A 20,251-nucleotide genomic window follows, 5' to 3' on the forward strand; every position below is an offset into this window, starting at 1 on the left:
CGCAAAAGGCCTCGGCTCGCACCAAACGAGCCGAGGCCTTTACTGTTTCCCCAGATAATACCTACCAAAAATAAACCTGTCCCTTTTTGGCAGGTCGGAAGCTAGAGGCGGTAGGGGGCGCCGCAGCGGATGATGGATTCGCGCACCAGGACATCCATGGCGTCGAGGGTGATCTCGGGCATCTCTCGGTACTTCTGCAGCACCGAGAGCTCGGTGCAGGCCAGAATGACGCGGTCGCAGCCGCTACGGGCGAACTCCCACATCACGCGGTCGAACTTATCCATATCGGGCTCACGTCCGGCCTTCACATCATCGTAGATAAGCGACATCACATCGTTCTGACGTTTCTCGCTGGGATAGACGACCTCAACACCCGCAGCCTTACATTCGCGGCCGTAGACGCCCGCGCCCACGGTACCATCGGTGCCCATGATGCCGATCTTATGCACCGGCTCGGCCGGCATACTCAGGTTGGGGTCGAATTCGCACTCCCCCATCACCGCACCCGCAAGGGCATAACGAACCGACTCACGCGGCATGTGGATAATCGGCACCTTCGTAAACGACTGGATCTGGTCATAGAAGTAGTGCGACGTGTTGCAGGGAATGGCAATGTGCGCACAGCCCAGCGACTCGAGTGCCTGGGCACACTCTTTCATGGTCGCCAGCAGCTTGGCATGCTCGCCGGTCTTAATGGCCAACGTGCGGTCGGGCATGGTCGACTTGGAGAGCACCACCATGTCGATATGTTCCTGATCGCAGGCAGCAGCCGTATGACGCACCACCTGGTCGTAGTAATACGACGTGGCCTCGGCGCCCATGCCGCCGATAACTCCCAGCTTTTCCATCGCCGCCTCCTTGGTGACGCTTGCGCAATTGCGCGTATCATACCCGCGCCCGCCCGATGCAAACCGGACGGGCGCCGCGCTCATCTACTTGTAATACGTCTTGAACAGCTTAAAGTGGCGCAGCTTGGTGTGCCACATGCGCAGCCAGCGGTTAAAGACAAAGTCGCCCTTCATAAACGAAGGGTCGGCGCCCTTGCCTTCCTTGTCCAGGCGATGCACCTTAGCGCGCAGCTCGGGATCCTTGACGTACTTGTCGACGACGCCCATGGGAACGACCATCCACAGGGCCTCGTCCTGCGCCGTCACAAACTCCGGCTCAAACGGGCGGTTGAACACATACTCGTCCACCACATACTTGGCAACGTTAAAGCCGCTGTTGGTGACGTAGTAGTTGCTGCGGCCCTGGCGCGTGTTGAAATCGAAGAACTTAAACGAGCCATCGCGCTCGTCGTACTTAACGTCAAAGTTGGAATAGCCCACAAAGTGAAGGTCCTCGAGCAACTTGCGCACGCCGCCCATGAGCTCGTCGTTGGGCTCGGTAATGATACAGGCATGGTTGCCGACACCGTGGGGCTGATGCTCCTCGAGCAGCACATGGCCCAGGCACATCATGCGGACCTTACCGTTGCGGTCGGAATAGCTGGTGAGCACGCGCATGTACTCGTCGTTGCCGGGCACGCGATCCTGCAAGATCAGATCGTCGGTGTAGCCGCTGGCATACGAATCGCGAATGACCTGTTCCAGCTCGGCGCGGTCGGCAATCTCATAGGCCTTCTTCTGGCCCTCGAACTCGTGCTGCCACCACATGATGCCGTCGGAAGGCTTCAGGATCATCGGGTAGGGAAAATCGATCTGGTCGAGCACTTCGGCAGGCGCCTCACCCTGGGCATTAAGCATCGCCTTGGTAAAGGTAAACGTGTGCGGATAGGGCACGCCATGCTTCTCGCACAGCTCGTAGAAGATCTCCTTCTTCTGGCACTGCTCGAGCATGCTGTAGGGCGCGTAGGGAGCGACGATGTTATCCGCCAGCTCATGAGCATCCTTGGCTTGAGCCACGAGAGCGACATAGTTGTCGCCACAACCCACAAGGACAATCGTCTTATCGGCATGCGCTTGGGCAATGCCGTTGACGGTTTTGAGCATCACGGGCATGGTGTCGATATCCACGTTGGGCGTGTAGTCGATAATCTGGCTGCGGTACGCGGGACCCGTCTGATACTTGCCAAAGACCAGACTCTTGACCTGGTACTCCTCGTAGAAGGCGCGCGCCACCGAATAGGCGTTGATGTCGCCACCAAGCAGCACGGGAATGAACTCGCGCTCTGTAAATTGCAATGCCATGGAAACTTCCTATCATGAACTGCCCACACAACGGGCGGTCTTTGCGCAACTGATTTATTCTAGCGTGCCAAGCCGCCGGCGCCCAAAGCTCCACCGTATCTATGGCAATCGACGCAATCGTCCAGCACGAAGGCCAGCACGAAGACGGCGCTCACTGTTGTATGACAATGGGCAATGAACCTACCATTGTTGTAGGATTCAGCGTATTGACATCCTCGAGCGAAAGGCGCGCACGTGCCCCAAGACCATCCGACCGATAATCCCATCCTCAATGCCGCGAGGCGCGAGCTGGCGGAACGTGCGAAAGCGACCGCTCCCCTGTGCACGGCAAACGACGCCTACAACGGACCCGCCCGCATCGTCTCGATCAACACGTCGGCACACAAGGGCACGCGCAAGTCGCCCGTCGCCGATGGACACGACACCGTTATAGAGCAATTTGGCCTCGCCTCCGACGCACACGCCGGGCATTGGCACCGCCAGGTTTCCTTTTTGGCCGCAGAGTCCATCCAGACGGCGCAGGCCCGCGGACTCGATGTGCGCAAGGGCGACTTTGGAGAGAACTTCACAACCCGGGGCATCAACCTGCTCTCGCTCCCCTTGGGCACACAGCTCAAGCTTGGAAGCGACGTGCTCGTCGAAATCAGCCAAATCGGCAAGGTCTGCCACACCCGTTGCGCCATCTACTATCTCGCCGGCGACTGCATCTTTCCCCACGAGGGCGTTTTCGGCGTGGTACTAAAGGGCGGAGAGGTCCATACCGGCGACGATATCCAGGTAGTCAAACTCGGCGACGGCACCTGTTCGTTCATCCCCGCCGAGGCCCTTGAAGAGATTGAGCAGGCTCGCCAGAAGGGCACGCTGTAGTTATAAAACCCCACGTTGAGATGGCTTTTACAGCCCAAAACTCCTCTCAAACATAGCTCTGTAACGTTAAAGTTGAACTCTATGGTTTCTCAACAATTCATCATAACTGCAGGTCAAAGCCAAAGCCTCAAGTTCAACTTGACCCTTTGGAACCTTTAAGGTTCAAGTTGAGGTCGAAAGCAGTAGTAGAATACCGTTCGAACCATAACCTACGATTGATTGCAGAGGGACTGGATGCAGCATTCGAATCATCGCACCGCAGCGCTCATTGCGTCGAAGCCGGCTCGTATCATCACGAGCGCCGCGCTCGCCGTTGCGCTGACGGCCACGCCGATGCTCTCCCCCGTTGCGGCGTATGCCGCCTCGCAGGCAACGCAGGACCAGCTTTCCGCAGCCCAGCAGAAGATCGAAGCCGCCACGAGCGCCTACAACGACGCCCGCACCAAACTCGATGACCTGCAAAAGCAGATTGACTCCAATGAGGCAAGCATCGAGGAAATCGAGGCCAAGCTTCCCGAGCAGCAGGCCAAGGCAAGCTCCGCCATGCGCGATCTGTACAAGTATCAGAAGGGCACCAATCCCATCGTGAGCTTCCTGGTCAACGCGCAGAGCCTGGGCGAGTTCATCACGACCTGCAAATACACCAACCAGATCACGAGCTCGAGCGTCGACGAGATCGAAGAACTCAATAACATGCAAACCGAACTCGAGCAGAACAAGGCCGAGCTCCAGCAGGCCAAGTCTCAGCTTGAGGCAGAGCAGAAAAACGCCGAGGACGCGCTGGCGCAGGCCCAGCAGCTCCGCAGTGAGGCGCAGGCAAAAGCCGAGCAGGAAAATGCCGCCGAGCTTGCCAAGCTTGAGGCCGATAAGGCCGCTGCCGCCGAGAAGCTCTCGGGCGAGGGCGTAAGCGGCAGCAATTCCAGCAGCCAGGCCACCAACACCAACACCACCATCGACACCACAGTGAACAACGCCAATACAGGTAGCTCCGATTACGATTCGTTCATTAATGAGTGGACAGGCCGCATCGACAATTATCTCGCCGGCTCCCCCATGGCAGGCCAGGGCTATAACTTTGCCGTCGCCGCTTGGAATACCGGTGTCGACCCCCGTTGGTCCCCCGCTATCGCCTGCATCGAGAGCACCAAGGGTGCTTATTGTGCCAATTCTTACAACGCCTGGGGCTGGAGTGCACGTGGCGGCGGTTGGCGCAGCTTTGGCAGCTGGAGCGAGGGCATCTCCGCTCACGTTGCCTATCTGGGCGCCAACTACGGCTCCACCCTTACCCCGGCAGCGGCCAAAAAGTACTGCCCGCCCACGTGGCAGGACTGGTACAACAAAGTCGCCGCTCAGATGAACCGCATCTAAGTGCAACTGCAAAGGGCCCCAATGGGGCCCTTTTCTTTTAGGTAGCGGAGGTATCGACGACGCCGGTCGCATTGGCAACCGCGACTATGACGATCATGCATAGGAGCAGCACACCCAATGCCTTGAGCCAGAGTTTCGCGAGCTTCTTGCCGCGATAGCTGTCGAGCAGTGCGAATCGCCGACGAAGACGGCGCTTATCGAGCAGCGCAAAATGCATAAGCACTATAAGGCCATCGACAAAGAAAAAATACTCGATTATGAGAAGCCACGTCGGGTAGCTTTGGTTTGCTCCCGTGGGGTGAAAGACGGCAAAGTGACTTCCGGCAAAGAACACAAGCAGCGAGAGGCAGACGAGCGTATTCCAAATACGCCCCAGAGACTCCGGAACGCGAGAGAGCAGACCGCATGCAGCGGAGGCGGCAGGCCTAGGAAGCCCTGTGGGGTTCTGGAGCCCTTGGGGCGTCAACACCATCTCCGAGGTCGGAGTACGGACAGGCGCAGGCGCAGGAGGCCGCACGGGGCGACTCAGATCGTATGCCGCGCGCGTCGCCCGTCCCAACGCTTCCGCGCTCGCAAAACGCTTGGCCGGGTCGAGTGCCATCGACATGCAGACGGCATCGGCAAGTGGAGTGGGAATGTCGCGAGCCTCGCATTGCTCGCGCATGTCGAGCCCTGGTTTAGGATCGACTCCCGTCAAGCAGAAGAACAACAGGGCGCCAAGTGCGTAGACGTCGCTTCGCACGCTCGTCTGCCCAAACCCATACTGCTCGGGCGGCGCATAGGGCCGTGTCCCAAACTTGACGGTATCGGCATCGGCGCCATCGCGCCATACGCGCGCGATCCCCAAGTCGATAATCACCAGCGATGAAAACGTCAGGCCGTCATCAGGCGTATAGTTGGCACCTGTCACGATGATATTCGACGGCTTGAGGTCGCGATGGATCACCGGCGCCGAAGTCTCCCCCGCCATTGCGAAACCGGCGTGGAGCTCGCCCACGGCATCGCATAGGGCAGGATACAATTCACGCGCATAATCGGGGGTGGCTCCCAGACGGTCCACCAGCGCCCCGAACGTCTCCCCTTCGATGTATTCCATAACCACGTTGAGCTCGTCGCCCACACGACGACAATCGACGATTCTGGGCAGGTGCTCAAAACGCCTGCCTGCCCGCTGAGCGGCAAACAGACGCTCGTATGCCCCGCCGATTTGAGCCGAAGCATCGATGCGTTTGCGGACAAAGGGGCCGAGCGAGCCACCGCCGGTTCCTTCAAAGTACACGAGCTCGGTTGCTTCAACGGACGAGCGCTTAAGTACACGCTCCACGCGATAGCTGTCGTCACGATCGAGCGACGCCAGGTGCTCGGCAAGCGCTGCGGTCAGCTCATCATCGGAATATGTTGGGGTCTGATTATCCATAGCCTCCATCATAGCGCAGGGCGCAGACACCCCATGGCATCCGCGCCCCGTTCGTTTGCATCGTTGTTCGGCAGCTCCGACAGCTCAGATATCAGCCGCTAACTCACCGTCTCCTCGCCAAAGCGATACAGCTCCTCGTTGACCTTTTGGAGGCTGCACCCGCGATCGATACAAAAGATGATAATCGCATCGCGGCGGTCCTTACAATTGAGGATGTTGGCACCCGCCGCCGTCAAGGCGCGATTGGTCTCCTTGAGCGTTAGCGCCATGGCGAAGGCAATCTGCAGCACCTTATTGCGACTCGGATGACGCGCACCGGTAAAGATCTGATAGCCAAAGGTCTCATTGAGATCGGCCATACGAACCACGCGCGAGCGCTCCAAGCCCTTTTCCTGCAGCAGCTGCTTCAGGTAGTCCGAAAGCGACGGGGTGGCAAAGTCGTGCTCCTTGATATAGCCATCGATGTTTGGCGCGTCGAGAAGCTCATTGAGTAACTCGTCAGTCAGCTTTTTATCGGGCATTCGGCCTCACCTCCCCCAGTGCATGCAACATGCTAGAAACCGCTTACGTCCGAACGCTCCCAGCTAGCAACCTGGTCGGGAGACACCGTACCCAGTGCCTCGAACTTCCAGGAGCCGCCCGCCTTCAAATGATTGGTGTTTGCAAGAGCCGTTCCAACCTGATTGCCATCGGCATCATACAGAACATATTCAATCTGAATGTAGCTCTTTTCCTTGTCCGTGTTATTGGTCAGCGTGCCCGTGATCTTATAGGTAAACTGATTGGAAGTGTCTTCAGCCTCGTCAGCAATGGTATACGGTTCTTGCAGTTCTTTTTGCTCCTCAGCCTGCTGTGTCGTCTCGGCAGGTTTTGCCGAATCGCTCGCAGACGAATCGGTTGAGTTGCCGCCCATAGAGCCCACGGCACCGACAATAACCAGCACCACGATGATGCCTAGGACAATCTTGCCGATCGGCTTCTTTCCCTCTTTTGCCATTATTCATCCTTCCTACGATCCGGCTACCGTGCCGGCACACAGCACATCGTAGGAAGGATTAAACTTGAATTCATTAGCTGAGAGCTAAGGTTGCGGTAAACGGCCAATGCAGTTATCCAAACGCCGAGCAAACGCACTTTGCGCGACCGTCTGCTGGCAGTGCGTCAACCCACCGTTACGGATTCCCCAGTAAAGGCGCTAATCATCAACAGGACAAAGAACACCAGGTAGCTGGCACTCAGCGGGTACGCAATAATCAGGAAGACGACCCAGCCGACAGTGGTTTTACCGTCGGCACGGCGTTGCTCGCGATTGCGGCAAAGCCAAATCGTCACGCCAATGGCCACAATCAGCAACACGAGTGCCGCTGCTGCCAACCCAGCAAGCGCAAACATTACGCCAATGCTCACAGCGATGACCGGAAGCAGCAGCAAACCGCACCCGCATCCACCCGGACTATATACGGCTGATTGCCGACGTCGCCTCATCGTCACTCCATCACAAGCAATCGTTTGTAGACATCGAGACCTTTGAGTAGGATTTCCTCGTCGAAGAGCATGCTATCGGTATGCAGAGCGCTTGTGGCATAGGCGGGGCAGCCATCCGAATCACTCGGGTTGTCTTGGTCCTCTGGCACGCCCGTGCCTAGCAAGAAGAACACGCCCGGCAGATGGCGCTGATAGAACGCGAAATCCTCGGCGATTAGCAGCGGCTCGTCCACGAGCTGCAATTCGGGCAGAGCGGGCGCGATTCGGGCAAACAACTCAGGATCGTTATCGACCGGTGGATAGCCCTCGGCAAAGTCGAGATCATACGTGCAGCCCGTTGCGGCACAGGCATCGTCCAGCACGCGGCGCACGCCTTCGCGCGCCCGGTCGAACATGTCGTCCGTAAACACACGCAGGCTTCCGGCCACATGGGCCTCCCCCGCCACCGCGTTGCAAACGGTGCCGGCCTGCAGCAGACCAAACTTACCGATACAGGGCTCGTCGGTGCCCAGCTCGTCCATCAGTTCGCGCTCGGCAACCAAGAACTTGGCAGCCGCCAGCGCCGCATCGTGCGACTCCTCGACCGGAACGCCATAGGTCTTAGCGATATGGATGCTCGTCCCGTGAATATGAATGTGTGTCTCACTCGAACGCGCCAGCAGCGGACCGGAACAACTCGCCAACGTGCCGGCAGGCAGATCGGGCCACACATGGAAGCCAAAAATGCGGTCAGCCCCATAGCGCTCGAACACACCGCTCTCGCATACCGTCTTGGCACCACCGGTCGTTTCCTCGGCCGGCTGGAACACAAAGAGAACGTTACGCCTTATGGCGCCCGGCTGCTCGCGAATCATACGGTCGACATACGTCGCGGCGGCAAGTGCCATGGCCATGTGTCCGTCATGTCCGCAAGCGTGCATCTTGCTGGGATGGATCGAGGCAAAGGCCGCTCCCGTCGCCTCCGCGATGGGCAGCGCATCCATATCGGCGCGAATCGCGGTGGCACGCGCGGCACCAACGCCAGCGTCGAAGAAAGCGCAGACGCAGCTGGGACACGGATGGGTCACCTCGCAAGCGAGCGGCGCCAACACGCCCTCGATATAGGCAATAGTCTGCGGAAGATCGAAATCGAGCTCCGGAATGCGATGGAGATCGCGGCGATAGCGACGGAGTTCTTGGAGCTCGGTCATAGAGAATCCCTTCGTGAGGCACATCTGTTGCAACTTATTGTGATACAGGATTGTGGCACACATGTTTCCAGCATATTGCTGCATTTTTTAAACGTTATATACGAATACTCTTGTTTGGTAAAGTGCAACGTGATAGGGTCTTTACCACTTGATAGAGGCGCGGGCACGAAGAGCCACGGGCGAGTCGGCAGACTTTGACCCCGTGGGGAGGCGAAACCCGCCGAACTGGGTTTTTCGGGCACGAACAACCTGGTGGGCCTGTGGGAAACACCCACAGGACTGTCTGCAGCAATGCGGGAGCGCTATCCGGACATTGGGTCCACGCTATGCGGATTCGATGCGCAGATGGCGCCGTCTGGATAGCGAGGTTTACGGGACATGGCATTGACCCCCAACGAGGCATATGCGGCCAAGCAGCCGTTTGTGGACAAGGAGACACTCGAGCATATCGTCGAGCAGTTCCCCACGCCGTTTCATCTATACGACGAGGCGGGCATCCGCCGCAACATGCAAGAAGTACGCGACGCCTTTGCATGGAACCCGGGCTTTAAGGAATACTTTGCCGTCAAGGCCAATCCCAACCCGGCGCTCATCTCCATTCTCAACGAATACGGCTGCGGCTGCGATTGCTCGAGCTATACCGAGCTCATGATCGCCCGCTCACTGGGTATCACGGGACACGACATCATGTTCTCGTCCAACGACACACCGGCTGCCGACTTTGAGCTCGCCGACAAGCTGGGTGCCATCGTCAATTTTGACGACATCAGCCACATCGAGTTCTTTGAGCGCGTTGCGGGGCCCATCCCCAAGACGGTCAGCTGCCGCTTTAATCCAGGCGGTCTGTTCCAGCTCTCCAACGGCATCATGGACAACCCGGGCGACTCCAAATATGGCATGACCACCGAGCAGCTCTTTGAGGCCTTCCGCATGCTCAAGGCCAAGGGCGCCGAGAATTTTGGCATCCATGCCTTCCTTGCCAGTAACACCGTCACTAACGACTACTATCCCAAGCTCGCACGCATCCTCTTTAAACTTGCCGTGCGCCTGGAGCGCGAGACCGGCGCACATGTCGCCTTTATCAATCTGTCCGGCGGTGTGGGTATCCCCTACCTGCCCGAGCAGCAGGCTAACGACATTCACGCCATCGGTGAGGGCGTACACGCAGCCTACGACGAGATTCTGGTCCCCGCCGGCATGGACGATGTGGCGATCTGCACCGAGATGGGTCGCTTTATGATGGGCCCCTACGGATGCCTGGTCACCAAGGCCATCCACGAGAAGCAGATCTACAAGGACTATATCGGCGTGGACGCCAGTGCCGTCGATCTGATTCGTCCTGCCATGTATGGCGCTTACCACCACATTACGGTGATGGGCCAGCCGGGTGGCGACGACAAGACCACAGCGCCCGTCACGGACACCTACGACATCACGGGCAATCTGTGCGAGAACAACGACAAGTTCGCCATCGATCGCGAGCTGCCGCATATCGACATGGGCGACCTGCTTGTGATCCACGATACCGGCGCGCATGGCTACTCCATGGGCTACAACTACAATGGACGCCTGCGCTCCGCTGAGGTCCTGTTGCGCCCCGATGGCTCGGCCGACCTCATCCGCCGCGCCGAGCGCCCGGGCGATTACTTTGCCACGCTCGACGTGCTGCCGAGCGGCCGAGAGCTGCTGGCCAAGTCGCGCGCCGAAAGTGCCCGCCGTCGCGCCCAAGACGAGCGCCTGGCAGTCGCCGCCCAATGGAACAAACGCATCCAGATCGCGGACGCGAAGGAGAAGAACATGGACATCCGCAATCTCGAGGGCTCAATCGTCGCCCTCGTCACGCCGTTTAAAAAGGATGGCAGTGTCGACTTTGACGCACTCGAGCGCCTTATCGATTTCCACCTGCAAAACGGCACCGACGCCATCCTCACCCTGGGCACCACCGGCGAGAGCGCCACGATGACCGACGACGAGGACAACTCCGTCGTCGCCGCCGTGGTCAAGCATGTTGCAGGACGCGTCCCCGTCATTGCCGGCTCGGGCTCCAACTCCACGCAGACCATGCTCACCAAGTCGCTTACTTACCAGGGCCTGGGCGCCGACGGTCTGCTGCTCATCACCCCCTACTACAACAAGTCCAATGAAGAGGGTATCTATCAGCACTTTAAGACCGTCGCCGATGCCGTGGACATCCCCTGCATCCTGTACAACATCCCCGGCCGCTGCGGCTGCGGTATCAGCGAGCGCAACGTAGAGCTCCTGGCCGCGCACCCCAACATCATGGGTATTAAGGAGGCCTCGGGCAACGTCGCCTACGCGGCCAAGATCGCCCACCTGCTGTCAGACGACTTCCGCATGTACTCGGGCGAGGACGCGCTTACCGTACCGCTCATGAGCCTGGGTGCCTCGGGCGCCATCAGCGTGTGGGCAGACGTTCAGCCGCAGCTCGTACATGACATGTGCCGCGCTTATCTGGACGGCGACGTAGCGCGCGCCCGCGATATACAGATTGCCGGCCAGCCGCTCATCAATGCCCTCTTTAGCGAGGTCAACCCCATCCCCGTCAAAGAGGCGCTCGCCCAGATGGGTATGATCGAGGCAAACTACCGCATGCCGCTGTGCCCCATGGCAGACGACACGCGCTCTGCACTTACCGATGCTCTGAAGGGGGCTGGTCTGCTTGATTAAGACCGTCATTATGGGAACGGGCCGCATGGGCTCGCTCATCCGCACCACCGCCGAGGGCGTTGTCGACGCCGCCGGTCAACCCGTTTTTGATATCGTGGCCCAGATTGGCTTCGATTTGAGCAAGCTCGAGAACGCACCGGCTGCCGATGTGATTATCGACTTCTCGAACGTCGTGACCTTCGAAGCCGTCGTCGCCTATGTCGAGCGCACGGGCGCGGCGTTGGTCTCGGGCACCACAGGCTACACCCCCGAGCAGATGGACCGCCTGCGTGAGCTGGGCCAGAACACCCGCGTTATGCACTCGGGCAATTACTCCATCGGCATCGCAGCCCTGCGTCATCTAGTGGCCCAGGCCACGCGTGAGCTGCCCGGCTTTGACTGCGAGATTGTCGAGACTCACCACAACCAAAAGGTCGACGCCCCCAGCGGCACCGCCAAGCTGCTGCTCGACGCCGTAGTCGAGGCCGAGCCCGAAGCAGGCTACCACCCCGTCTACGGTCGCGAGGGCATGTGCGGCGCGCGCGACTCCAAGGAGATCGGTATGCACTCGCTGCGCGGCGGCACCGTCGCCGGCGTGCACGAGGTAAGCTTCTTTGGCCAGGACGAGGAGGTCACGCTCACGCACCGCGCCACGAGCCGTCAGATCTTTGTCAACGGCGCCCTGGCAGCCGCGCAGAAGCTCGTCGCCCGCGAACCCGGCTTCTATACGTTCGACCAGGTCATGTTTGCCTAACCTGGTATCAACCGAACCCGCCCAAAGGAGAGATAGCAAATGAGTAACGCAGCCGAGATGGATGCACAGGAGATTATCAACTACATCGCCACCGCGCCCAAAAAGACGCCCGTCAAGCTGTACGTGCGCGAGAAGCCCGGCATGAAGGTTGCCTGGGGCGACGCACATGTCTACGGCGGTCGTCGCGGCAAGACCGTCTTTGGCGACTGGGATGAGCTTAAGGCCATCCTGGACGCCAACGCCGATTCCATCGATTACTACGACGTGGAGAACGATTGCCGCAACTCCGCCGTGCCCATGCTCGACCTTAAGGGCATCAACGCCCGCATCGAGCCGGGCGCGATCATCCGCGACCGCGTCGAGATTGGCGACCGTGCCGTCATCATGATGGGCGCCATCATCAACATCGGCTCCGTTATCGGCGAGGGTTCCATGATCGATATGGGCGCCGTGCTAGGCGGCCGCGCCACCGTGGGCAAGAACTGCCACATCGGCGCTGGAACCGTGTTGGCAGGCGTCGTTGAGCCCGCAAGCGCCACGCCCGTCATCATCGAAGACGACGTCATGATCGGCGCCAACGCCGTGGTCCTGGAGGGCGTACGCGTGGGCAAGGGCGCTGTTGTTGCCGCCGGCGCCGTGTGCGTCGAGGATGTCCCCGCCGGTGCCGTCGTGGCCGGTGTCCCCGCCCGCGTCATCAAGATGCGCGACGAGAAGACCGACAGCAAGACCGGCCTGGAAGAGGGGCTGCGCCAGCTTTAATAGTTACGGCGTTTTACCAAACGCCGTAACGACCCGACGCTGCAAACGCCCCTAGGCGGCAATCTGACGTTCAATCGTCGGGCATGACCAGAAGGTCAATGCCCTCCTCTTTCGCGTCACCTTGCTCGCCTAGGGGCGTTTTCGCTGGCGTATGCTCAACCTACGGCGCAATGTCAGCGACCAAGCCGAAACAAAGGCCGAAGTCCCGAAGGGTTTCGGCCTTTGTTTTCCGCAGCGTCCAAGCGCAGTTTATCGATTCTCGATGCTGCCGATGTTTTTGAGTTCGATGGAGATGAGGCCGTTGGGCTCGTTGACAAACTCGATGTACTCGGAGTTCGAACCCATCTCGGCCGGGAAGCTGATCTCGATACCCGTGTCGGTACGGATCTTGTGATTGCGCACCGCCGCGCGTTCGACCTGCTTGCGCTCCACGGGCACACGCTCAGGAACCTTCTCCTCGGTCAGTGCCGCGCGCACGCTCTCCTTGATAACCGGTTCGTCCTCAAAGACCTCATCGACGATATCCCAAGGCGGCAGCTCCTCGTCATCCTCAACCTTCTCGGCAACGGCAGCCTTAACCTTAGCGAGCGCTACAGCCGTGTTGGCACCGTGCTCCTCGGCGACTTCCTCAACCACACGCGTCACGGTGTCGATGACCTCCTTGCCCGATACGCCCGTGTCGCACTGCAGCAAGCCATCGGGGATAAGCATACGGTCCTCGCCGGCAATCTTGCGCTTCTTGTCCACGTAGCCGATCTCCATGGTACTCGCGCGCACGATGGCATAGCTCGGCACCTTTTGAGAGGGGTTCGGCAGGATGGCATAGTGGCGCGCGATGTCGTTACGCACCTCGCCCTCTTCGCGACCCACCTCGTGCATGAATGCCTGCTTGGAGCCCAGCAGCATCACGGCAAACCAGCGGGCATCCTCATCGTCGTCAAAGTCCGCCACAAGCACGTCGGTGGACTCGGCTTTCTCAGCCTTGGTGAGTTCGGAAGAGATAAACTCCGCAATCTGCTGCGACAGGTCCACGAACTCGCGCTCGCCAAAGAAATAGCCCTTGAGCTCGCCGCCAAACGCAGAGTTCTCGGCAAACGTGGCGCGTTTATTGTCGGCCGAGGTACGTGCGCGGCGCAGATGCGTGGTCACGAAGTTGCGCACGGTACGGCTCTCGATATCGAGCTCGCGCTGGCTCATGACGTTGACGGCAGAGTCAAAGTCCAGGATATGCAGAATCGCGTGATTGATTTTCATATACGGCATTCCGTTCTAGATCGATTTCGGCACGAACCAGTATAGCGGTCGAGCCCGCCCCGGGCGCATCGAAGATTGGTGCATCGGGGACAGGTTGCTTTGTATCAATGGCTAGCGCAGGAGCTCGGACTGCCAAGCCTCGAGCTGTTCTGCCAAACTCTTGCCGGCAGCGGGCACGTCGATCTGGGGTCGTTTGGGCAACAGTGCGCATTTAAGGATCGCCACGATGGTCTGCGAGATAAAGCGTCGCGTATCTTTGTCAAAGCCTTGCGCAGCCTGGAGCATCACGGGCAGACTCTCACGCAGATTTCCTGCGATATCCGCAAACCGTTCGGCGTCCGTAGCCTCAAACACGGAGAACAACGCATCTACAAAACGCTCGCGCTCGCTAGGTGACACTGCAAGCAGCATCTCGCGAATGGAGCCATCAACGTATCGAGCACCGGCGGACAGGCGCTCACAGTACACGAAGTCGCGACCATCAACCACCCAGCTAAAGGGATTGTGCTGCAGCAGGCTGAACTCGGTGCTCTCAACGATGGCATAGTCCTCCTGTGTCTCGAACATCATGCCGAAGATCGACGACCGAGGTAGCGTCTTGTCGATTCGACCGGAAAGATCGGCAAAGGCGTTGCCGTTCAGAAACTCCTCGACGAACCCTGGACCATCATGGGAATACGCCCGTTCGATTCGCTCACGGGCGACATCGGAGCACATCGCCGCACCGTACACCGCAAGGTTTCCACCCTTGGAATGACCTCCGCACAAAAGCGGCCCGTCGATCGCATCCGCCGCCTCGTCCACATAACGCGCCGCGGATTCCTGGGCCGGCACAGGACACCGGAACGCCATGTTAAAGTCCTCTTTCCAGCCCACAATCGTGCTGTCGGTCCCCCGGAAGGAAAGATAGCTAAACCCCGCCGGAAACCGGAACGCCATGGCTGCAAACTGCTCCGTCGCCACCACATCGCTCACGGCACGATAGCCGCAAACGTGCACGCCGCGGTATCTGGGATTTGCTGCCACGGCCTCCAACAAGGCCCTGCTCCCCTCTGGATCCCACAAGTCGTCAATCATGTCCCGATAGCACTCGGCACGCAGCAGCTCGCGTACGTCTAGGCCCTGCCAGTTCGTCAGCTCCGCCGTATCACCCGGCAAACGCAAATAGGACAACCACGCAAAGACCAGGCTGTCCACCGCGCAGAACGGCCGCTCCTCAAACGGATCAAACGCCGTCTGGGCATAGGTCAAAAAATTAGGCGAATCCGACATGGCCCTCCCATCAACTATGGTGTATTGGGATGGTGCATTGGGGTCAGGTTACTTTGCACCAAAAGGCGCCCGGGCCGTGTGGACCCGGACGCCTTCATTGTAGCTTTTCGCTCTAGCGAGCTTGATTTAGCAGGAGAAATCGACGCTGTCGATGATGTCCTTGAGGGCCTTGGCGGAGACGGTGAGCTCATGCTGCTCGTCGTCGTTCAGCGGCACGGGGACGCGGCAGACAACGCCGTCGCGGCCAACGACGGTCGGCATGGAGATGGCAAGATCGGACAGGCCATACTCGCCCACCATGAGCGAGGAGACAGGCAGAACGGTCTGCTCATCGCGCATAACGGCGGTGCAGATGCGCTTGACGGCCATGGCGACGCCATAGTAGGTGGCGTGCTTCTTCTCGATGATGGTGTAGGCGGAGTTCTTGACGTCCTCAGCGATGCGCTTCTCGGCAGCCTCATGCTCCAGGTGGCCGTGAAGCTCACAGAAGGTGTTCAGCGGAACGCCGGCAACCTGAGCGCTGGACCAAGCGACAAACTCGGAGTCACCGTGCTCGCCCATGACATAGGCCTGGACATCGCGCGGGTCAACCTCGACGTGGGCACCAAGCATCTGCTGCAGGCGGCCGGTGTCGAGCACGGTGCCGGAACCGATGACGTGGCCCTCGGGCAGGCCGGACATCTTGATGGCGGCGTAGGTCAGAACATCGACCGGGTTGGAGACGATGAGCAGAATGCCGTCGAAGCCGGACTTCTTAATCTCGGGAATAATGGACTTGAAGATGCTGACGTTCTTGTTGACCAGGTCCAGGCGGGTCTCACCGGGCTTCTGGGCAGCGCCAGCGGTGACGACGATCATGGCGGCGTCGGCGACATCGGAATAATCGCCGGCGTAGATCTTCATCGGCTCGGCAAACGTCATGCCGTGCGCGATATCCAGGGCCTCACCCTCGGCACGGTTCTTGTCCACGTCGATGAGGACCATCTCGGAGAACAGACCACTCTGCATCAGTGCGAACGCCGAAGACGAACCGACGAAGCCGCAGCCGACAATAGCGACCTTCTTCTCGTTAACCATTAGAAACTCCCATCTCTCTCCACAAACAAGCCGCCCGGGAACGACCCGAGCGGCTTGCCGTAATCCCAATACATCCAATCGGGACTTTGATTATGCTCCTATTCGCAGCCAAAAATCGACCGTTTACCGAAATTGTTTGCAGAATTCGTAAAATAACTGCACGAAATCGGTTTCGAGCTATTGACGAGTCGAAATAGGTTCTAATACAGGCCCGCCTCGCGAATGGCCTCGACAGCCAAAGCGATCTGATCGGGCGGAAGGACCAGTGCCATACGCACGTGCCCCTCGCCCGAAGGGCCAAAGCTCGCGCCCGGCGTCACCACAACGCCGGCCTTCTCCATGAGCTCCTCGCAAAACGCCATGGAATCGGTGCGGCCGCCGGGAAGCTTGGCCCACACAAACATAGAGCCATGCGCGTTGGGACGCTCCCAGCCCAGGCCCTCAAGACCGTCGCACAGGGCATCGCGGCGTTCCTGGTACTTCAGACGCTGCGCCTCGACCTCATCGCGCGGACCGTTCAGGCAGGCGATGGCGGCCTTCTGAATCGGGAAGAACATACCGAAGTCAATCTGACCGCGCAGCTTGGCAAAGGCAGAGACCACGTCCTCGCGGCCGACCAAAAAGCCGATACGCGCACCGGTGACGTTAAACGACTTGGAAAGCGAGAAGAACTCCACGCCCACCTCAAGCGCACCGGGATACTGCAAAAAGCTTCCGCCCGGCTCGCCGTCAAACACGATGTCGGAGTACGCGTTGTCATGAACGATCAACAGATCATGCTCGCGGGCAAAGGCGATAATCTCCTCGTAGACCTCGGGCGTGCCCACCGAGCCCACCGGGTTGGCGGGCAGCGACACGATCATATACTTGGCGCGGTCGGCCACCTCGGGATCGATGCCCGCCACATAGGGCAGGTAATTGTGCTCGGCAACCAGCGGATAGTACTCGAGCTTGGCATCGGCGATCTTGGCACCCGCCTCAAAGACCGGGTAGCACGGATCGGGAACCAGAATGGTGTCACCCGGATCGAGCAGGGCCAGGCCCAAATGGCCCACGCCCTCCTGCGTGCCGTTGCACGACTGCACCATAGACGGCGTAATGCCCGAAACGCCAAAGCGACGCTCATAGTAATCGCACACGGCTTGCTTGAGTTCGGGCAGGTCGCGCAGGGCATACTTCCACATCTCGGGATCTTGGGCTGCCTGCGTGAGCGCCTCGACCACGTGGTCGTACGGCTTAAAGTCGGGCGTGCCCACGCTCATGTTGTAAATGGTCTTTCCCTGAGCCTTCAGCGCGAGAAGCTTGTTGTTGAGCGAGGCGAAGACCTCCGCGCCAAAGCGGTCGAGACGCTGCGATGCCTGCATGGTGCCACCTTTCGATATGAAAAACGCGGCGCTCCGACAAGAGCGCCGCGCGATACGGGCCATCAGATTGCAAAAGTGTAACGCTTGCAACCCCCGTATTGGTTCAATTTAGCCAACCTTAGTCAACTGGATTGAGCGCGTCGATCTGCGCAAGCCACAGACGCGAGCTAGCGTCACTCGGCATACGCCAATCGCCGCGCGGGCTGAGCGTCACCGAGCCCACCTTGGGACCATCGGGCAGGCAGCTGCGCTTAAACTGCTGGGCAAAGAAGCGACGGTAGAACGTACGTAGCCACGTGTGGACGGTCTTGGCGTCGTAGACGCCCTCGAAGCTCTTGAGCGCCATGCGGTAGATCTTGCCCGGCTCAAAGCCAAAACGCAGCAGGTAGTAGAGGAAGTAGTCGTGCAGCTCGTACGGGCCCACCAAATCCTCGGTCCTCTGCGCAATCTCGCCGTCGCCCGTGGGCGGCAGAAGCTCGGGGGACACCGGCGTATCGAGGATATCGAGCAAGACCTCGGCAATACGCCCGCCAAAGACATCGGCGGCATAGCGCACCAGATGGCGCACAAGCGTCTTGGGCACGCTCGCGTTGACGGCGTACATGCTCATGTGGTCGCCGTTATAGGTAGCCCAGCCGAGCGCCAGCTCCGACAGGTCGCCCGTGCCAATGACAAAACCGCCAGCCTGGTTGGCCAGATCCATCAGGATCTGCGTACGCTCGCGGGCCTGGCTGTTCTCGTAGGTCACGTCCTGCACGGCCGGATCATGCTCGATATCCTTAAAGTGCTGTTCCACGGCAGCATGGATTGAGACCTCGCGGAAGCTCACACCCAAGTCACGAGCGAGCGACTCGGCATTCGACTTGGTGCGATGCGTCGTGCCGAAGCCGGGCATGGACACGGCTGTGATACCAGTGCGCGGCAGCCCCAGCGCATCGAAGGCACGCACGGTCACAAGCAGCGCCAGCGTGGAATCGAGACCGCCCGAAAGGCCGATAACGGCCGCCTTGGTGCCCGTATGGGCAAGGCGGGTCTTGAGGCCCGCGGTCTGCAGGTCGAGGATGGTCTCGCAGCGCTCAGCCAGGTCACCATGGTCGGCAGGCACGAAGGGCGCGCGGGGGAAGACACGGTCTATGCCGAGCGCATCGCGCAGGACAGGCTCTTCGGCGAGCGAGCCCTCAAACGAGAACTCGACGGTCACGGCCTCCGGCGCATCGTCCGCGCGCGTCCATGTCGTCGAGCGACGGCGCTCGGCAACCAGGCGGTCAAGGTCAACGTCGGCGATGGCCATATCGCAGGTAAGCAGTTTGGTCGCGGCGAGCTTGGAGCCGTTTTCGTAGACGAGGTTCTCGCCCGCAAAGACCATGTCGGTCGTGGACTCGCCCTCGCTCGCGTCCGCGTAGGCATAGGCGCAATACAGGCGCGCGCTCTGGTTGGAAATGAGGCTGCGGCGGTAATCCGCCTTACCGATAATCTCGTCCGAAGCCGACGGATTGAGGATCACCGTCGCACCGGCAAGCGCCATCTCGGTCGAAGGCGGCGCCGGTACCCACAGGTCCTCGCAAACCTCAACGCCCAGCACCATATCCTCGGCACCCTCATCACAGCAGCGGTAGACAAGCCCCGAACCCAGCGGAACCGGACCCTGACCGGCAAATTCAACCCACACGGGATCCGCAGGCGCCGGAGCAAACCAACGGCGCTCATAGAACTCGCCATAGTTGGGCAGATACTTCTTGGCCGTGAGGCCCAAAAGCTCGCCCGCGCAGCACACGGCGGCGCAGTTGTAGATATTCTCGGCAACTGCAACGGGAAGACCAATGGTAAAGACAATCGGCAACTCACGAGTCTCGTCGAGGATATGCACCAGAGCAGCCTCGCAGGCATGCAGCAGCGTGCGGTTATGGAACAGGTCGGCCGCGGTATAGCCGGTCAGGTTAAGCTCGGGCAGCACCAGCGCGCGAACGCCGCGCTCGGTAGCCTCGCGAACAGCCGCCAGCGCAACCTCGGCATTGCCCTCGACATCGGCCACGCGAATCCGCGGCGACGCCGCCGCCACACGCAAAAAGCCATCGTTCTTATTAGCCGAAACGCAGCATTGCCTTGTTGATCTGGACACTGGAGGCCCCTTCTACCCTGAGATTCAGTCTAACGGACGTTCACATATCTCTAACTAGCCAAAGCAACCTCCCAGTTTACTGAGACGCCAGCCTGTGCTAAGAGCATGTATTTCAAAAATATCTTTAATTAAAAAAGGAGAAATCGATAATCGACTTCTCCTTTAAGCGAGGCAAGTAAATTCCGAAACTAATGGCAGAATTTATCCATGTAGTCCTCAAAGTCGAACACTTCTACCACGACGCCCTCTTCCTGAGACTCTTTCAGTTGCTCCAAGAGATCTTTATTAATAACGTCCATGCAGAAACCTCCTCTATCTAATTAATTGTAGTATATCTGCTTTCATGCAATTATCAACCAACTTGTTTAATTGCTCCTCGTTTGTCGATAGTCCCTTGATTATCAACTTTATCCGAACACCTCCCACATTCATCCGCACATGTGCGGATGAATGTGGGAACCCGATACCC

General features: G+C 59.3%; 17 protein-coding genes and 1 riboswitch. Of the genes, 5 read left to right on the forward strand and 12 right to left on the reverse strand.

Annotated elements, in window-relative coordinates:
• Window positions 1–101: 101 nt before the first annotated feature.
• Both I4W09_RS08130 and I4W09_RS08135 read right to left on the reverse strand, forming a co-directional pair.
• Complete coding sequence (locus I4W09_RS08130; RefSeq protein ID WP_229058896.1) at window positions 102–848, reverse strand: aspartate/glutamate racemase family protein; 747 nt, start codon at window positions 846–848, stop codon at window positions 102–104.
• 84 nt (window positions 849–932) lie between these two features.
• Window positions 933–2,189 carry a carboxylate--amine ligase gene (locus I4W09_RS08135; RefSeq protein ID WP_035137907.1) on the reverse strand — a complete coding sequence of 419 codons (1,257 nt, stop codon included), beginning with the start codon at window positions 2,187–2,189 and terminating at the stop codon, window positions 933–935.
• A 234-nt stretch (window positions 2,190–2,423) separates the two neighbouring features.
• On the opposite strand from I4W09_RS08135, the gene I4W09_RS08140 reads away from it, so the two are divergent.
• Together I4W09_RS08140 and I4W09_RS08145 are read left to right on the forward strand one after the other, a co-directional pair.
• Complete coding sequence (locus I4W09_RS08140; RefSeq protein ID WP_271756798.1) at window positions 2,424–3,056, forward strand: MOSC domain-containing protein; 633 nt, start codon at window positions 2,424–2,426, stop codon at window positions 3,054–3,056.
• A 234-nt stretch (window positions 3,057–3,290) separates the two neighbouring features.
• Window positions 3,291–4,424: a coiled-coil domain-containing protein gene (locus I4W09_RS08145; protein ID WP_196033493.1), complete on the forward strand. Its 1,134-nt coding sequence runs from the start codon at window positions 3,291–3,293 to the stop codon at window positions 4,422–4,424.
• 37 nt (window positions 4,425–4,461) lie between these two features.
• On the opposite strand, the gene I4W09_RS08150 is transcribed toward I4W09_RS08145, so the two are convergent.
• The 5 genes from I4W09_RS08150 to I4W09_RS08170 all read right to left on the reverse strand — a co-directional run bounded on the left by I4W09_RS08150 (window position 4,462) and on the right by I4W09_RS08170 (window position 8,516).
• Complete coding sequence (locus I4W09_RS08150; protein WP_196033496.1) at window positions 4,462–5,841, reverse strand: serine/threonine protein kinase; 1,380 nt, start codon at window positions 5,839–5,841, stop codon at window positions 4,462–4,464.
• A gap of 98 nt (window positions 5,842–5,939) precedes the next feature.
• Entirely contained in the window at window positions 5,940–6,362 is a 423-nt protein-coding gene (locus tag I4W09_RS08155) for an XRE family transcriptional regulator (RefSeq protein WP_148332723.1), read from the reverse strand.
• A gap of 32 nt (window positions 6,363–6,394) precedes the next feature.
• Window positions 6,395–6,838: an FxLYD domain-containing protein gene (locus I4W09_RS08160; RefSeq protein ID WP_196033500.1), complete on the reverse strand. Its 444-nt coding sequence runs from the start codon at window positions 6,836–6,838 to the stop codon at window positions 6,395–6,397.
• A gap of 164 nt (window positions 6,839–7,002) precedes the next feature.
• Entirely contained in the window at window positions 7,003–7,272 is a 270-nt protein-coding gene (locus tag I4W09_RS08165) for a hypothetical protein (protein ID WP_118072018.1), read from the reverse strand.
• A gap of 56 nt (window positions 7,273–7,328) precedes the next feature.
• Window positions 7,329–8,516: an N-acetyldiaminopimelate deacetylase gene (locus I4W09_RS08170; protein ID WP_230318736.1), complete on the reverse strand. Its 1,188-nt coding sequence runs from the start codon at window positions 8,514–8,516 to the stop codon at window positions 7,329–7,331.
• A 144-nt stretch (window positions 8,517–8,660) separates the two neighbouring features.
• A riboswitch (Lysine riboswitch) is annotated at window positions 8,661–8,829 on the forward strand.
• A 65-nt stretch (window positions 8,830–8,894) separates the two neighbouring features.
• On the opposite strand from I4W09_RS08170, the gene dapA reads away from it, so the two are divergent.
• The 3 genes from dapA to dapD are packed head-to-tail and all read left to right on the forward strand — an operon-like array spanning window position 8,895 to window position 12,696.
• A complete protein-coding gene (gene dapA, locus I4W09_RS08175; protein ID WP_196033506.1) occupies window positions 8,895–11,204 on the forward strand; it encodes a 4-hydroxy-tetrahydrodipicolinate synthase in 2,310 nt (769 codons plus the stop codon).
• Window positions 11,197–11,937: a 4-hydroxy-tetrahydrodipicolinate reductase gene (gene dapB / locus I4W09_RS08180; RefSeq protein WP_196033509.1), complete on the forward strand. Its 741-nt coding sequence runs from the start codon at window positions 11,197–11,199 to the stop codon at window positions 11,935–11,937. The genes dapA and dapB overlap by 8 nt, the downstream gene beginning before the upstream one ends.
• 39 nt (window positions 11,938–11,976) lie before the next feature.
• Complete coding sequence (gene dapD, locus I4W09_RS08185; RefSeq protein ID WP_082437754.1) at window positions 11,977–12,696, forward strand: 2,3,4,5-tetrahydropyridine-2,6-dicarboxylate N-acetyltransferase; 720 nt, start codon at window positions 11,977–11,979, stop codon at window positions 12,694–12,696.
• A 249-nt stretch (window positions 12,697–12,945) separates the two neighbouring features.
• On the opposite strand, the gene I4W09_RS08190 is transcribed toward dapD, so the two are convergent.
• The 5 genes from I4W09_RS08190 to I4W09_RS08210 all read right to left on the reverse strand — a co-directional run bounded on the left by I4W09_RS08190 (window position 12,946) and on the right by I4W09_RS08210 (window position 19,782).
• Complete coding sequence (locus tag I4W09_RS08190) at window positions 12,946–13,950, reverse strand: nucleoid-associated protein (RefSeq protein ID WP_022094136.1); 1,005 nt, start codon at window positions 13,948–13,950, stop codon at window positions 12,946–12,948.
• Window positions 13,951–14,061: 111 nt separating this feature from the next.
• Window positions 14,062–15,222, reverse strand: a complete 1,161-nt coding sequence (locus tag I4W09_RS08195) for an Mbeg1-like protein (RefSeq protein WP_196033512.1) — start codon at window positions 15,220–15,222, stop codon at window positions 14,062–14,064.
• A gap of 126 nt (window positions 15,223–15,348) precedes the next feature.
• On the reverse strand, window positions 15,349–16,299 hold the full coding sequence (locus I4W09_RS08200; RefSeq protein ID WP_022094138.1) for an L-lactate dehydrogenase: 951 nt from the start codon (window positions 16,297–16,299) through the stop codon (window positions 15,349–15,351).
• Window positions 16,300–16,499: 200 nt separating this feature from the next.
• Complete coding sequence (locus tag I4W09_RS08205; protein ID WP_006234344.1) at window positions 16,500–17,663, reverse strand: pyridoxal phosphate-dependent aminotransferase; 1,164 nt, start codon at window positions 17,661–17,663, stop codon at window positions 16,500–16,502.
• A gap of 118 nt (window positions 17,664–17,781) precedes the next feature.
• A complete protein-coding gene (locus tag I4W09_RS08210) occupies window positions 17,782–19,782 on the reverse strand; it encodes an NAD(+) synthase (protein ID WP_196033515.1) in 2,001 nt (666 codons plus the stop codon).
• Window positions 19,783–20,251: the final 469 nt, after the last annotated feature.

The organism is Collinsella aerofaciens, assembly GCF_015670795.1.
Lineage (GTDB): Bacteria > Actinomycetota > Coriobacteriia > Coriobacteriales > Coriobacteriaceae > Collinsella > Collinsella aerofaciens_Q.

Bases quoted from the DNA above. Each gene is read 5' to 3' on its own strand.
- I4W09_RS08200 (WP_022094138.1), bottom strand. From the start codon at position 16,299: ATGGTTAACGAGAAGAAGGTCGCTATTGTCGGCTGCGGCTTCGTCGGT.
- I4W09_RS08170 (WP_230318736.1), bottom strand. From the start codon at position 8,516: ATGACCGAGCTCCAAGAACTCCGTCGCTATCGCCGCGATCTCCATCGC.
- I4W09_RS08145 (WP_196033493.1), top strand. From the start codon at position 3,291: ATGCAGCATTCGAATCATCGCACCGCAGCGCTCATTGCGTCGAAGCCG.
- I4W09_RS08195 (WP_196033512.1), bottom strand. From the start codon at position 15,222: ATGTCGGATTCGCCTAATTTTTTGACCTATGCCCAGACGGCGTTTGAT.
- I4W09_RS08130 (WP_229058896.1), bottom strand. From the start codon at position 848: ATGGAAAAGCTGGGAGTTATCGGCGGCATGGGCGCCGAGGCCACGTCG.
- I4W09_RS08135 (WP_035137907.1), bottom strand. From the start codon at position 2,189: ATGGCATTGCAATTTACAGAGCGCGAGTTCATTCCCGTGCTGCTTGGT.
- dapA (WP_196033506.1), top strand. From the start codon at position 8,895: ATGGCATTGACCCCCAACGAGGCATATGCGGCCAAGCAGCCGTTTGTG.
- I4W09_RS08160 (WP_196033500.1), bottom strand. From the start codon at position 6,838: ATGGCAAAAGAGGGAAAGAAGCCGATCGGCAAGATTGTCCTAGGCATC.
- dapD (WP_082437754.1), top strand. From the start codon at position 11,977: ATGAGTAACGCAGCCGAGATGGATGCACAGGAGATTATCAACTACATC.
- I4W09_RS08205 (WP_006234344.1), bottom strand. From the start codon at position 17,663: ATGCAGGCATCGCAGCGTCTCGACCGCTTTGGCGCGGAGGTCTTCGCC.
- I4W09_RS08150 (WP_196033496.1), bottom strand. From the start codon at position 5,841: ATGGATAATCAGACCCCAACATATTCCGATGATGAGCTGACCGCAGCG.
- I4W09_RS08155 (WP_148332723.1), bottom strand. From the start codon at position 6,362: ATGCCCGATAAAAAGCTGACTGACGAGTTACTCAATGAGCTTCTCGAC.
- I4W09_RS08190 (WP_022094136.1), bottom strand. From the start codon at position 13,950: ATGAAAATCAATCACGCGATTCTGCATATCCTGGACTTTGACTCTGCC.